Raw genomic sequence first — 13093 nt, 5'->3', positions numbered from 1 at the left:
TAGGAGCGGGTTTACCCGCGAAGCAGGCGACGCGGTGGATGGCACCGGCTGTGCCGGTGTTCGCGGCTGAAGCCGCTCCCACAGGACCGCGTAGCCTGGAGCCGCTCAGTTATTGCGCTCGGTCATCTTGGTCCAGCGGTAGAAGTCCGGAATTTCATACTTGTAGGTGTCCAGCCAGCGCTGCATGGACTGGTCGCGTTCGCGCGCGGTTTGTACCTGCAAGCGGCGGGAGGCCTGTTCACCGCTGGCCTGCACGCGCAGCAACCGTTCGGTGGCGGTTTCGTCCCGAGGGGCAGGGCGCGGGTTTTGCTCGGCCATCAGCGCAGTGCTGCCCATGCAGCAGGCCAGTACCATCACGTACCTGATCATGATCACCTCCGCCTCTCAATTGACCATCGTGCCCGGCGCCTGGGTCGAGGCGATCGGGCCTCGGCCGCCAGCCTTGATCTGGTTGGCCCGTGCCTTGGCTTCGGCAAACTGGTCGGGCTTGAGCTGCAGCTTGCCGACCAGGTCGGTAGCCCGCTGCCAGTTGTCCTGCACCAGCGCCAAGGCCACCAGGTTGACCGCAGGCAGCGGGTTATCGTCTTTCAGCTCGATGGCAGTCAGCAACTCGAAACGCGCCTGTTCATAGCGCCCGAGGTTGATCAGCACCACGCCAAGGTCATTGCGCACGCGCTCGTCGGTAGGCGCAAGCCGTACGGCGCGCTGCAAGTTTTGCAGGGCCTGCACGTCGTCACCCCGGGCCGAGGCCAGTTGGCCCAGGCCGTGTTCGCCTTCGGCCGCCAGGCAGCCACCGAGTAGGCTGCGGTACAGGGGTTCCGCCTCGCCCAGGCCCAGCAACCGCGACACCTTGGCCTTGCGCAGGCGAACCTGGTCGAGGGTATCCGGCAGTTGCTGCAGGTGGGCAAGGCTGGCATGCGGGCGGCCATCGTTGAGCATTTCGTCCGCCAGGTTCAGTGCCAGTTGCTGGTCGGCGTCCGGCTTGCTGCAACTGGTGGTGGCGAACAACTGGCGCAACCCTTCCGGCTGTTGCCCGGCGCAGCCGGTCAACAACACCAGGCTTGCGCACAACAGGATTGTCTTCATCCATCACTCCTCAGGGGCTCAACGCCCGCGCCAATGCAGAGAAGCCTGGCCCGGCAAGCACGATGAGCAAGGCCGGGAACAGGAATACCATCATCACTGCCGACATTTTTGCCGACATCATCGATACCCGCTCTTGCAAGCGCGTCAGGCGGCGGTCGTCGAGCAAGGTTTTCAGTGCCTGCAGCGACTTCATCGCGCCGCTGCCCTGGGCCAGCAACTGGCGCAGGATCACGCAGGTATCGGTAAATTCATCCACTGCCAGCAGTTGGGCGGCCTTTTCCAGCTCAGTGCCGAGCGCCAGGCCCGAGTCCACCCGCTGCAGCACCTGGCGCAGTTCTTCGCTGATGTGCGGTATCAGTGTCCGGCCTTCCTGGCTCAGCAGCCGCAGCGCCTGTTCCACGGCCAGGCCGGTTTCGAAGAGAATCCGCAGCATGGGAATCATCAGGCTGACTTCTTCGGCGATACGCTGCTGGCGGCGTGCCGCAGCCATGGCCAACAGGCGCTTGGGCAGCAGATAGCCGACGCCCAGCGCGCACAATGGCCAGACAACCCAGCTGGCAGCGGCGCTGCCCTTGAAGCCCTGTTGCAACAGCAGCGTCAGCGCGACGGCCAGCAGTGGCAGGCCCAGCTGCATAGCGGCAAACAGGGCGCGCTGGCGGCTGCGACGCCAGCCGATACGCTCGAGCAGGGCCTGGCTTTCGCTGTCGAATTTCTGCAGCCGCTGCCCCCACGGGCTGCTGCCCAGCCAGTGCAACCAGTCGCCAAGACGCTCGTGGCGGGTCAGGCGCCCCTGCAGCCGTCGGGCCACCAGTAGCCGGGCGCGCCATTGGCGAATGGCCTGCTGGGCAAACAGGCTGGCGGCGATGAACAGGCACAGGGCGCAGATCAGCAGGGCCATGGTCACAAGCTCCTCATCATGCGCCACAACACCAGGCAGCCCAGCGCCTGCAAGGCAAAGGCCAGCAACAGCATCATCTGGCCGCTGCTGTCACGCCACATGGCCAGCAGGTAGTGAGGGTTGGCCATCAGGAAGTAGCCGACCATCGCCAGCGGCAACGAACCGAGAATGATGGCCGTGATGCGGGTTTCGCCGGTCATCGCCTTGAGCTGGCGCACGCCTTGTTCCCGTTCGCGGATCAGCTTGATGAGGTTTTCCATCAGTTCGCTGGCGTTGCCACCGTAGCGCTGATTGATACGCAAGCCGAGGGCGAACAGCCGCAGTTCGTCTTGCTTGTGCAACTCGGCCAGTTCGCTGACGGCATCTTCCAGCGGCACGCCCAGCTGCACGTTGCGCCGCACCCGCGCCATGGTCGCGCGTAGGGGCTCGCGGCTGCTGTCGATGCCGCCGAGTATTGCATCATTGAGCGTACGCCCGGCTTTCAGGCTGCGCACGCTGTAGTCAAGCAGGCCGGGCAACTGCTCGACGACCTGGCGCATATGCCGGCGGCTCTGCCAGCTCAGGGCCAGGTAGGCGAGGGTCGGCAGGCCGATCAGCAGCATCAGCGCCGCAACCCAGCCAGCGGCGATCAGCGCCAGCAGCACCAGGCCCAGCCAGGCCAGCAACCAGCGTTGGGGGTGCAAGTCGACCATCACCAGACCGGCACGTTGCAGCAGTGGGTCGAGCCAGTCGCGCCGCACCGTGCCATTGCGCACAACGCTGAATGCGCGGCCCAGGCGTCGCAGGATACGTTCTTCGTGCCGCTTGTACAGGCCACGGCGCAACAGCAGCAGGGCCACGCCCAGCAACAGCGGCGACAGCGCCAGCAGCAGCGGGCCGGTCACAGCACGTCCTCCGCCTTCAGCTTGCTGCCTGCCGGGTTGGGCGCCTCGCGCAGGAAGCTGTCACCGCCGCGGCGGTCCAGGCGGAACAGGGTGTTCGTCACGTACACCTCATCGCGCACGCCGACCACTTCCAGCACTTCGCTGACGCAGCGTCGGCCATCGGGCAGGCGCGTCAGCTGGATGACCACGTCCAGCGCCGCACACACCATTTGCCGCAAGGTTTTTTCGGCAATCTGCCGTCCGCTCAGGCCGACCAGGGTTTCCAGGCGCAGTAGCGCATCCTGCGCGGTGTTGGCGTGCACGGTACTCATGGAACCATCGTGGCCAGTGTTCATCGCGGTGAGCACATCGAGCACTTCGCTGCCGCGGATTTCGCCAAGGATGATGCGGTCGGGGCGCATGCGCAGGGCGTTGCGGATCAACTCGCTGGCCTTGATCTCGCCGTGCCCTTCGGCGTTCGGCGGGCGGGTTTCCAGGCGCACCACGTGGGGGTGGTGCAGTTGCAGCTCGGCGACGTCTTCAATGGTGACCAGGCGTTCGCGGGGGGCGATCATCTGGCTGAGGATGTTCAGCAGGGTGGTCTTGCCGGTACCGGTGCCGCCGCTGACCAGGATGTTGCAGCGTTTGCCCACGGCGCGTTCGAAGAAGTTGAAGATGTGCTGGTCAATGGCGCGGGTGGCCAGCAGGTCGGCACTCTTGAGCATGTCCTGGCGGAACTTGCGGATCGACAGGCACGGGCCGTCCAGCGCCACCGGTGGAATGATCGCATTCACCCGGCTGCCGTCGGGCATGCGCGCATCGACCATGGGCGACGATTCATCCAGGCGCCGGCCGAGCGGGGCGAGGATCCGTTGCATCACCCGCTCCACATGGTGGGCGTCGATGAAGCGCAGGTCGGTCTGCTGCAACAGGCCCGCCCGCTCCACGAATACCCGGTGCGGCCCGTTGACCAGGATCTCCGTGACGGTGGGGTCGCGCAGCAGCACTTCCAGCGGGCCGAAACCGGTCAGCTCATCCACCAGTTCTTCGGCCAGGCGCTCCATTTCGTAGCGCGACAGCGCCAGGCGCAGGCGCGCGACGTAATCGCCTACCTGCTCCAGCACGAACTGGGTCAACGCTGGCCGGGCGCCTTCGAGCAGGTTGCGGCCGCTGTCCTCGATGGCATCGATGGCAAAGCGGTGCAGCGCGCGCTTGAGCGCGTGAGGGTCGCCGGAGGCATGTTGCTGGCCACCAAACGGCTGGTCACTGTTCATTTGCTGCCCCAGAGCCGGCGCAGCCAGGTGAAGGCCGGTGGTGCCAGGTTCTCCGAGCGCCGTGCCAGGCGTTCGCCGAGGCTGCGCAAGGCTTGTGTAAGGCTTTCACGAGGGGCCAGCTCAAACAGGCTCAGGCCCTGGTTTTTCACGTTCAGGCGCACTTCCGGGCTGTAGGGCAGGGCCTTGAGCAAGGGCAGCCCATAACGCTTGGCCAATGTGTCGGCGTCAGGTGCAACGTTGCCCAGGTAGCGGTCCACCAACAGGCTGGCATGTTCCAGCTTGATGCCGTGGTCACGCCACAGGTCGAGCACTTCCAGGTTGCGCCGGCAGTCGAGGATGTTCTGGTCGGTGTACACGATCAGCTTGTCGCAGTGGCTCACCAGCGTGCGCAGGGCTTCGCTGTCGGCATGCCCGGTGAGGTTGACGATGATGTGCTGGAAGTGCTGGCGCAGGGCGCTGAGCAGCATGTACAGCTCGGCGGCGCTGGTTTGTTGCAGCGGGTCGTCGGTTTCGGCGTAGGTCAGCAGGCGCAGGCCTTTCTTGTCGCGGGTGAAGGCGCTGTCGATCAGTGTGGTGTCGAGGCGGCGCAAGTGGCGCAGGGCGTCACCGAAGTAGAACGATGCCTCCAGGCCAAGCAACGCCAGGCTGTCACCGCGGGGCAGGCCCAGGTCCAGCAGCAGGGTTTGCTGGCCACTCTCCTGCACCACACGGGCCAGGTGGGTGGTGAGCAATGCGCCGTCGGCACCCCCTTGTACGCCGAACAGCACCGTCAGCCCGCCCAGGCTGGGGTTGCTGGCCACCGCCGGCATGCGTTTGCCCAGGCGCCGTACCAGCCCGGCCACTTCGCTGGCGCGTGAGCCGTAGGCGACGAAGTCGCGGGCGCCAGCGCGCATGGCGTGCAGCACCAGCTGGTTGTCCATGCCATCGCCGAGGGCGACGATCGCCAGCATTGGCTTGGCCTCCAGCACGCCCTCGATCAAGGCGCACTGGTTGATCAGTTGCTCACGGTCCAGGCCGATGAACATCAAATTGCTGAAGGTGGCATTGACCAGCGCCAGCAGCTCGTCGAGGCTGCCGGCACTGGCACCGATTACCTGGCCTTGCGGCGCCAGTGCGCCTTGCAGCCAGTGCAGGTCGTCTTCGTTGCGGGTGATGGCGAGGAAGGTCGGGTTCAGGCTCTCGTTCATTGGGACAGCCCGCCTTTGCCATCGAAGTTGCCGTTTTCCAGGAAGAACAGGCGGCCCCAGCTGGGGTCGTAGTTGCGCAGGTCCTCGCCCGGCAACTGTGGCAGCTGTGCGTTGACGGCCAGCGGCTGGACCAGGTGCGGGGTGACGATCATCAGCAATTCGGTTTCTTCGCGGCGCATGGCCGTGTTGCGGAAGAACGCGCCGAGTATCGGCAGGCTGCCCAGGCCCGGCAGCCGGTCTACCGCGGAGCGGGTGTTGCTGCTGACCAGGCCGCTGATGATGAAGCTTTCGCCATCGGCCAGGGCAATGCTGGTGTCGGTGCGCCTTACCGTCAAACCCGGTACCTGTGTGCCGGCGATGGTGACCACGTTGCTGTAGTCCAGCTCACTGACTTCGGGGGCGACCTTGAGGGTGATCCGGCCCGGGCTGACGATGGTCGGTGTCAGTGCCAGGCGTACGCCAAATTCCTTGTATTCGATCGACACGTTGTCGCTGCCCGCACTGGGTACCGGGATGGGGATTTCGCCGCCGGCCAGGAAGCTGGCGGTCTGGCCACTGAGCACGGTCAGGCTCGGGCGGGCCAGGGTGTAGGCGAAGCCGCTGTTCTCCAGGGCGTTGATCATGGCCAGGAAGCGGCTGCTGCCGCCGCCCCAGACAATGTTGAAGACCGTGTCGTCGAGGGGGATGGCGGGTTTTACGATCGGCACAGAACCTGGGGTTACGCTGGTATTGGGTACCGTCCCCGGCGAGCCGATCAGGCTGTTGTTCGAGCCCTTGAAGAACAGCCGTGCGCCGGCCTCCTTGTACTTACTGCGGCGTACCTCGACGAAACGGATGTCGGCCTGTACCTGGCTGGGCAGTTGCGTATCCTGCGATGGCAGGAAGCTGTCTAGCGCCATGTCGGCACTGGCGCGACCGCGGACGAACACCATGGCCTTGTGCGGCGACGGGGCGCAGGCTGTCCACAGCATCAGGGTGGTATTGCCCTGGCCCACCGCAGTAATCACTACGCCACGCTCGCCGCTGGCCTGCACATCGGCCACCTTCGGCTCGCCTACGGCAACCCGGTTTATCGCCAGCGGCAGACGCAGCTCCTGCTGCAGGCCCTGGTCTATCTCGATGATCGAGGGCAGCTGGTTGAACGCCTCGCAGCCTTTGACCGCCGCCTGGGCATGAGGCAATAGTGCAGCCAGCAGCCCGGTACACCATGCTTGTCTGAAAAAGGAACTACGCATCGCTGCATCCTTGCCGGGTCAGGGGGTTTTGTCGTTCTCGTCAGCCTTGGCGCCACGGATGATGTGCATGGCGGGGGCGGCTTTGCTGGTTGCCAGGCTGGCGGCATTGGCCAGCGGCGACTGGGAGAGCTGGCTGAAGCGGTAGAGCTCGCGGTTGGCGGCTTCTACCTGCGGTTTGGCATCGGGTTCGGTCCAGTAGCGGGCCAGGCGTTGTTCATCGGCGCTGCGTACGGCCAGGCGCAAGGTGCCGGCCTGGGCTGCCAGCAGCAGGCGGCTGGCCATGGCCTCGGGCACGGCCAGCGCCACGGTGCGGGTGCCGTTGCCGCTCATGCTGGCTTGTTCACGTCGGGCTTTCTGTTCTTCGGCGGTCTGCGCCGGGCGGCCGTCGTTGGCCAGCCCCGTCTGTTCACCGACACTGAGCACGCGCAAGGCCGGCAGCACCACTTGGGCCGAGGACTGCGGGTTGTTGGGTTCTTCACGCAGGAACAGCAGCACGTCCACGTAGTCGCCCGGGCGCAGCTGGCCGGCGGCCCCGATCACTTCGTCCACACCCACTGCCACGGCGCGTTCGTTGCTGCGGATCATCCGTGCCAGCGGCCCGCCGGCCTGAAAGCTGGACGCCTCCAGCCAGGTTCCCGCGGCAAGTGGCCTGGCGCTGGTGCGCCCGATCACCTCGGCGATCTGCTGGTAGGCCCCGGCGGGGGCAACCTGCAGGCGCTCGACCAGTACATCGTCTTCGGTGAGGGGGGTGTTGGCTGGCAACGCCTTGCGCAGGACAACGACGGCGGTACGCGGCGGCTCCACTGGCACGGTGGGCGGTGGGGTGATGGCTACGCTGGGTTGTTCGGTGGTTGGCAGAGCCGGGGCGGGCGCAGGTGCAGGTCGGCTCAGTGCCACGCCCCAGTAGCCTGCCAACAGGGCTGCCAGCAGGAAAAACGCAGCCAGGAATAGGGTCAAGCGACTGCTCATCTCGGCCTCCCTGCACGCATTGACTGATGGCAAAAAGTCACTATTTCGCTATAGGACGGTAGCGCAGCCATCGCCGTTTGCCATGAGCCTGGGTGGTTTTTTTCAGATTTTTGATGAGGTGCTTAAATATCAGCCAGTTAGACGTTCGCGGAAGGTTTAATTGGTCCGATTTAATACTTTCTGATTAATCCTTTAATACATTTGCAGTTCGCCCCGGCTTGGCAATTCTTTGATGGCAAATAGGTGTCATTTTGATACCGCTGTCGCCGGCAACTACGCCGCAAGGAGCTGAAGCATGAAACTGTTCATTCTGCACTGTATGAATTTCCTGCATCGCAAGGATGGTGCGTCCGGTATCGAGTATGCGGTCATCGCGACCATGGTTGCGGTGGTGCTGGCCGGCTTTGTCGGAGAGATTTCCACTGCCGTGACCGATACCTTCACCACGATCAAGAATGCCCTTTGACCCGTGAGCAGGAGCCAACGTCATGCAGAACGCTTGCGCGCGCCAGCAGATCCTTTTGGTGGATGACGAGCAGGACGTTCTGCTGGAGCTGGCAGAACTACTGGAAAACGAGGGTTTCGCCTGCCTGACTGCGACGTCGGTGCAGGCTGCCTTGCAACAGCTGACCCGTCATCCGGACGTAGCCTTGGTGATTACCGATGTGCGCATGCCAGGTGAAAACGGCATCGGTTTGATCAAGCGCCTGCGCGACCACACGGCCCGTTCGCACCTGCCGGTGATCGTCATGTCTGCGCAAGCCGACCTGGAGGATGTCAGTGAACTGCTGCACCTGCAGGTGCTGGATTTCTTCCGCAAGCCGCTTTACCACGCACGGTTGCTGGATACCCTGGAAAACCTGTTCCCGGTGCCGAGGTTGAAGGCGGTCAATTGAACGGGTCAATCAAACCAGACAGGAATGAAAACGCCCGGCACTTGGCCGGGCGTTTTCATTGTGGCGATCAGGCGTCCGGGTCACTTAGCTCCAGGGCACCGCGCTTGCTGCGCAGCTTGCCGTAGAAGTGTTCCAGCGCGTGGCTGAGTTTGGTGGCGGCACCGTCCACTGCCTGGTCCAGCGAAGTGGCGGTGTGGGTCACGGAAATCGGTTGGTGGCCTTTGGGGCGAGCCTCCATCTGGCAGCGTTTGTCATGCGGTCCGGGCTTGGCGCCGTTCTCGTCGCGCAGGTGCACCTCGATGCGGGTGAGGTCGTCCTCGTAGCGCTCAAGTGAGCTTTCCAGTGTACTGCGGACCCACTGGTCGAGCCGGGCGTTGCCTTCGAAATGGTTGCTGCTGTTGACCTGGATTTGCATGATTCAATCCTTATTCAGCTTGCTCGCATGGAGGCGCGTCCAGGTCCTTGAGACCGTTGGAATTTCTGCGCCTCTTGACTCTAAGGTCAGGCAACGGCGAAACGAATTCAAGCCCTTTTTGAAAATAAATTTCTTGTTGCAAATGGGCTTCCGGGACTTGAAGGTTTGCACTGTACCTGTGGGAGCGGGTTAACCCGCGAACACCGGCGAAGCCGGTGCCATGCACCGCGCTGCCTGCTTCGCGGGTAAACCCGCTCCCACACTGGCCTGTGACAGTCGGTCAGAACTCCACCGACGTCTGCACATATAACGTACGCGGTTCACCCACATACTTGCCCTTGTTGTTGTCGTCATACGAGCGTGTGTAGTACTCGCGGTTGAACAGGTTCTTCACGCCCACCGCCACCTTCAGGTTCGACAACTGCGGGCCGAAATCGTAGCCGGCGCGGGTGCTGACCAGCATGTAGCCGGGGATGCGCCCGGTGCTGCCGTCGGCGCTTTCCGTGCCGGTGTTGGCGTTGTCCGCGTACTGGCTGCTCTGGAAGCTGCCGTCCAGGTTCAACTGCCACGGCCCTTCGGTGTAACCCAGGCCCAGGTTGCCCTTGTGCCGAGACGAGAACGGCACCTGGTTGCCTTTGTTCGGCCCGTCCTCGCGGATGGTGGCATCCACGAAGGCATAGCTGGCGTGCACGTCGAAGCCGGCCAGCGCCGGGCTCAGGCCGTCCAGCGCGTAGCGGATGCTGGTCTCGATGCCCTGGTGGCGGGTTTCGCCACGGGCGATGACCGAATCGTTGGTCTGGTTGCTCTCGTACTGGTTATCGAAGTTGATCAGGAACGCACCGATCTCGGCTTGCAGGTCGCCGCTGTCGTAGCGGGTGCCCACTTCCCAGGTACGGGCCTTTTCCGGTTTCACTTCGCCGCTGCTGACCCGGTTGGGCATCTGGCTGTACTGCACGCTGCCGAACGAACCCTCGGTGTTGGCGTACAGGTTCCAGCTGTCGGTCAGGTGGTACATCACATTCAGTGCCGGCAGCGCGGTGTTGTAGCTGCCCTGGTAGCGCTGGCCGCTGAGCTTGTTGCTCTGCTCCGAGTCGATCATCTCGTAGCGTACGCCCGGGGTGATGGTCCAGCGGCCGATGTCGATGCGGTCGTCCAGGTAGATGGCGTGGGCTTCGGTGCTGCCGCGGGTGTCGCGGTCGTTGCGGCTGGCGGTGGTGGGCAGGTCGCCGTTGACCGGTTCACGGAAGCGCAGCTCGTGGCCGGCTTCGTTGATGTAGCGGTAGCCGATGCCCAGCTCGTGCCAGCTGTCGCCCAGGGCCAGGCCCTGCGAGAAGCGGGTTTCGATACCACGTACCCAGTACTCGCGCGGCGACAGCGAAACGAAGCTGCCCTGGTCCAGGTAGCCGCTGCGCAACGTCTTGGTGAAGAAGCTGTTGACGCTGAACTGGCGGTCGTCCTGCTTGTAGTCGTAACCGAAGTTGAACAGCGTGCGGCGCCCCCAGAACTTGTCTTTCAGGCGGGTGGACTGGTACGGGTCGGCGTCAAAGTCAGCGGTGCTCAGGCCGCCGGGCATCTCGGCTTCGCCCTCGTAGTACTGGGCCATGGCGTGCAGGCTGTTGGCTTCGTCCAGTTGCAGCTTGCCCTTGAGGATCAGGTCGTCGATCTGTGTGTCGCTGTGCTCGCGCCAGTCGCCGCCACGGGTGCCGGAGTACAGCAACGCACCGCCCAGGCCGTTGTCGTTGGTACCGCCGACCAGCAGGTTGGCGCTGTTCTTGAACCCGTCGTGGCTGGAGGACGGGCTGATCTGGTTCTGCATGGCGGCCTTGAACGTGGCCTGTTCGGGGATCGCCCGGGTGACGAAGTTGACGATGCCGCCGACGTTCTGCGGGCCATAGCGCACGGCGCCGCCGCCGCGTACCACATCCACGGCGTCCATGTTGCCCATGCTCAACGGTGCCAGCGACAGTTGCGGCTGGCCATACGGGGCGAAGGGCACCGGGATGCCGTCCATCAGCACCGTCGAGCGCGAGGCCAGGCGCGGGTTGAGCCCACGGATGCCGAAGTTCAGCGCCAGGTCGTGGCTACCGGTGCCGTTGTTGTCGGGGGCGTTGACCCCGGGGATGCGGTTGAGCACTTCGCGGGCGGTGGTGGCGCCGCTGCGTTCGAACTCTTCACGGCGCACCACGTCACGGGCGCCAGGGTGTTCGAAGACATTGTCCTGCTGTGCTTCGGCCAGCCAGTCGCCGACCACGGTAGAGGCACCCAGCTCGACGGCGGCGCCTGCGGTTGCGCGGGCAGCGGGCTGCAGGCTGAAGGCGTTGTCGGTTTCCTGCCGCGCCTGCAGGCCGCTGCCGCGCAACAGCGCGTCGAGGCCCTCGCGCACGTCGTACTGGCCATCCAGGCCTTGCGTGTTCATGCCTTGGGTCAGTTGCGAGCCGAACGAGATCAGTGCACCGCTTTCGCGGCCGAACTGGTTGAGGGCGTCTTCAAGCGAACCGGCGGCGATGTGGTAGCTCCGGGATTCAGCGTGAGCGGCGGGCATGGCCAGCACGAGGGTGGTGCTGAGCAGCAGGGCGTGAACGAGTGGGCTGGGGCGCAACGGCATGGGTCGGGTCCTGAAAGAGGGGTTCTGCCATGTCTGTCACGCGAGGTTGGGAAAATGGCTCAGGGAATTTTAAAAAAATATTGTCTGTACCGGCCTCAGCTCATCTTCGGCTCGACAGTCACCCAATACCGGGTAAACCGCCGCACCCGCACCGGCAGCGCCACCTCCAGCATCTGCAGGATGCGCTCGCTGTCATCCAGCGGATACGACCCGGAAATGCGCAGGTCGGCGACCCGCTGGCTGCAGCCCAGTTGGCCATGGCGATAGCGCCCAAGCTCGGCGAGGAAGTCGGCCAGGCGCATCTGCGATGCCACCAGCATGCCGTCGACCCAGGCCCCGACATTACGGTCGAGTGCCGCCACCGATCGCCATGCGCCAGCAAAACGCGCCTGCTGCCCGGCCAGCAGCGACTGCCCAGCGGCGCTGGCCACGCCTTCGAATACGGAAACCACGCTGTAACCGTCGAACTGGCGGACGTTGAAGCGCCCACTGTCCAGGCGCAGCGCCCCCTCCGCGGTACGCAACAGCAATGGCCGCGCATCGCTGGCCACCTGCAGTGCCAGTTCCCCCTCGAACAGGCGTACCAACCGCTGCTGGCCGTCGAAGCGCGCGTCGGCAGCGCTGCGGGTGTTGAGCTGCAGCACACTGCCATCGGCCAGTTGCATGCGCCGGCGCTGGCCGAGCGGGCTGCGGTAGTCGGCCATCAGGCCCGGCAACGGGTTGTGCTGTTGCAGGCCAAGCCCGGTGGCGCTGGCGACACCAACCAGCAGCAAGGCCTTGACCGCCCGCCGACGGGCGGGTGACGCAGGGGCTTGCAGCGTAGCGTGAACCACGGGCGAAGACACACCGCGCAAGCGCTGGTTGACCTGCAGGATGTGCGCCCAGGCCCGCTGATGTTCCTGGTTGGCCTGCAACCACCTGTCGAATGCCCGTTGTTGCGCTTGGCCAAAGTCATCGCCCTGCGACTCGATCAGCCAGTGCACGGCCTGCTCCGCCACCTGCGGGGAGAACGTAGCGTTCACAGGGCGAAGTAGCAGCGCATGGCCGCCTTGCTCAGGTAACGCTTGACCGTGGCCAGCGATATCCCCAGCTCGCGGGCGATTTCGCCCTGGCCCAGGCCGTCGACCTGGGCCAGCAGGAAGGCGCGTTTGACCAACGGCGGCAGGCCGTCCAGCAGGCGATCGAGTTCCAGCAGGGTCTCGAAGATAAGTGCTTTGTCCTCTTCGCTGGGCGCCACTGCTTCCGGCACCTGGGCGAGGGCTAGCAGGTAGGCGCGCTCCAGTTCCTGACGGCGGAAGTGGTTGCACAGTACGCGCTTGGCCACGGTGGCGAGGAATGCGCGAGGTTCGACCAGTTGCGGTGTTTCGCGCGACTGGAGCAGGCGCAGGTAAGTGTCCTGCGCCAGGTCGGCAGCACTCTGCGGGCAGCCCAGGCGACGGCGCAACCAGCTGGTGAGCCAGTTGTGATGGGCGTGGTAGAGGCCTTCGACGGTGGAAGAGAGCGCGCTGGGCACCGTGATACTCCGGCGCAATTCAGCGCAACTGGTAGTAAGAATTGTTCGCATTATATGGGCGAGCAAGGTTCTCGGCAATCGCCGGCTGGCGCGGTCATCTGTAGGAGCGGGGGGGGGGGGGGGGGGGGGGGGGGGGGGCGGCCCCGGCGGGG

Annotated in this window: 14 protein-coding genes; 2 read left to right on the top strand and 12 right to left on the bottom strand. The window is 64.7% G+C overall.

Going from position 1 to position 13093, the window contains the following annotated elements; translation table 11 throughout:
• Positions 1-105 precede the first annotated feature (105 nt).
• From IAE39_RS27020 to cpaB, 8 genes are read right to left on the bottom strand one after another with little or no spacing between them, the layout of a single operon-like run.
• On the bottom strand, positions 106-369 hold the full coding sequence (locus IAE39_RS27020; protein WP_201207548.1) for a DUF3613 domain-containing protein: 264 nt from the start codon (positions 367-369) through the stop codon (positions 106-108).
• A gap of 15 nt (positions 370-384) precedes the next feature.
• Positions 385-1086 (bottom strand): tetratricopeptide repeat protein, encoded by a 702-nt coding sequence (locus IAE39_RS27015; protein WP_201207547.1) that lies wholly within the window; start codon positions 1084-1086, stop codon positions 385-387.
• Between the two features lie 10 nt (positions 1087-1096).
• Positions 1097-1984 carry a type II secretion system F family protein gene (locus IAE39_RS27010; RefSeq protein ID WP_201207546.1) on the bottom strand — a complete coding sequence of 296 codons (888 nt, stop codon included), beginning with the start codon at positions 1982-1984 and terminating at the stop codon, positions 1097-1099.
• A 2-nt stretch (positions 1985-1986) separates the two neighbouring features.
• Positions 1987-2868 (bottom strand): type II secretion system F family protein, encoded by an 882-nt coding sequence (locus tag IAE39_RS27005; RefSeq protein ID WP_201207545.1) that lies wholly within the window; start codon positions 2866-2868, stop codon positions 1987-1989.
• Positions 2865-4121 carry a CpaF family protein gene (locus IAE39_RS27000; RefSeq protein WP_201207544.1) on the bottom strand — a complete coding sequence of 419 codons (1257 nt, stop codon included), beginning with the start codon at positions 4119-4121 and terminating at the stop codon, positions 2865-2867. The genes IAE39_RS27005 and IAE39_RS27000 overlap by 4 nt, the downstream gene beginning before the upstream one ends.
• Positions 4118-5308, bottom strand: a complete 1191-nt coding sequence (locus tag IAE39_RS26995) for a pilus assembly protein (RefSeq protein WP_201207543.1) — start codon at positions 5306-5308, stop codon at positions 4118-4120. The genes IAE39_RS27000 and IAE39_RS26995 overlap by 4 nt, the downstream gene beginning before the upstream one ends.
• A complete protein-coding gene (locus tag IAE39_RS26990) occupies positions 5305-6543 on the bottom strand; it encodes a type II and III secretion system protein family protein (RefSeq protein ID WP_201207542.1) in 1239 nt (412 codons plus the stop codon). The genes IAE39_RS26995 and IAE39_RS26990 overlap by 4 nt, the downstream gene beginning before the upstream one ends.
• Before the next feature lie 18 nt (positions 6544-6561).
• On the bottom strand, positions 6562-7512 hold the full coding sequence (gene cpaB, locus IAE39_RS26985; protein ID WP_201207541.1) for a Flp pilus assembly protein CpaB: 951 nt from the start codon (positions 7510-7512) through the stop codon (positions 6562-6564).
• Positions 7513-7807: 295 nt separating this feature from the next.
• Here cpaB and IAE39_RS26980 point away from each other — a divergent pair, with 295 nt between their 5' ends.
• Together IAE39_RS26980 and IAE39_RS26975 are read left to right on the top strand one after the other, a co-directional pair.
• Entirely contained in the window at positions 7808-7978 is a 171-nt protein-coding gene (locus IAE39_RS26980; RefSeq protein WP_201207540.1) for a Flp family type IVb pilin, read from the top strand.
• Between the two features lie 22 nt (positions 7979-8000).
• Positions 8001-8408, top strand: coding sequence for a response regulator (locus IAE39_RS26975; RefSeq protein WP_201207539.1), 408 nt, complete (start codon positions 8001-8003; stop codon positions 8406-8408).
• A gap of 67 nt (positions 8409-8475) precedes the next feature.
• Here the strand turns inward: IAE39_RS26975 and IAE39_RS26970 are convergent, their stop codons facing one another.
• The 4 genes from IAE39_RS26970 to IAE39_RS26955 all read right to left on the bottom strand — a co-directional run bounded on the left by IAE39_RS26970 (position 8476) and on the right by IAE39_RS26955 (position 12992).
• Positions 8476-8823, bottom strand: a complete 348-nt coding sequence (locus IAE39_RS26970) for an HPF/RaiA family ribosome-associated protein (RefSeq protein WP_201207538.1) — start codon at positions 8821-8823, stop codon at positions 8476-8478.
• A gap of 280 nt (positions 8824-9103) precedes the next feature.
• A complete protein-coding gene (gene fecA / locus IAE39_RS26965; RefSeq protein WP_201207537.1) occupies positions 9104-11428 on the bottom strand; it encodes a TonB-dependent Fe(3+) dicitrate receptor FecA in 2325 nt (774 codons plus the stop codon).
• A 95-nt stretch (positions 11429-11523) separates the two neighbouring features.
• Complete coding sequence (locus IAE39_RS26960; RefSeq protein WP_201207536.1) at positions 11524-12450, bottom strand: FecR domain-containing protein; 927 nt, start codon at positions 12448-12450, stop codon at positions 11524-11526.
• On the bottom strand, positions 12447-12992 hold the full coding sequence (locus IAE39_RS26955; protein ID WP_236548840.1) for a sigma-70 family RNA polymerase sigma factor: 546 nt from the start codon (positions 12990-12992) through the stop codon (positions 12447-12449). The genes IAE39_RS26960 and IAE39_RS26955 overlap by 4 nt, the downstream gene beginning before the upstream one ends.
• Between the last annotated feature and the right edge of the window lie 101 nt (positions 12993-13093).

Origin of the sequence: Pseudomonas sp. S37 (assembly GCF_016658545.1) — a bacterium.
GTDB lineage: Bacteria > Pseudomonadota > Gammaproteobacteria > Pseudomonadales > Pseudomonadaceae > Aquipseudomonas.
The sequence above is the reverse complement of the archived record's forward strand: the minus strand, read 5'-3'. Positions and strand labels throughout refer to the sequence as shown.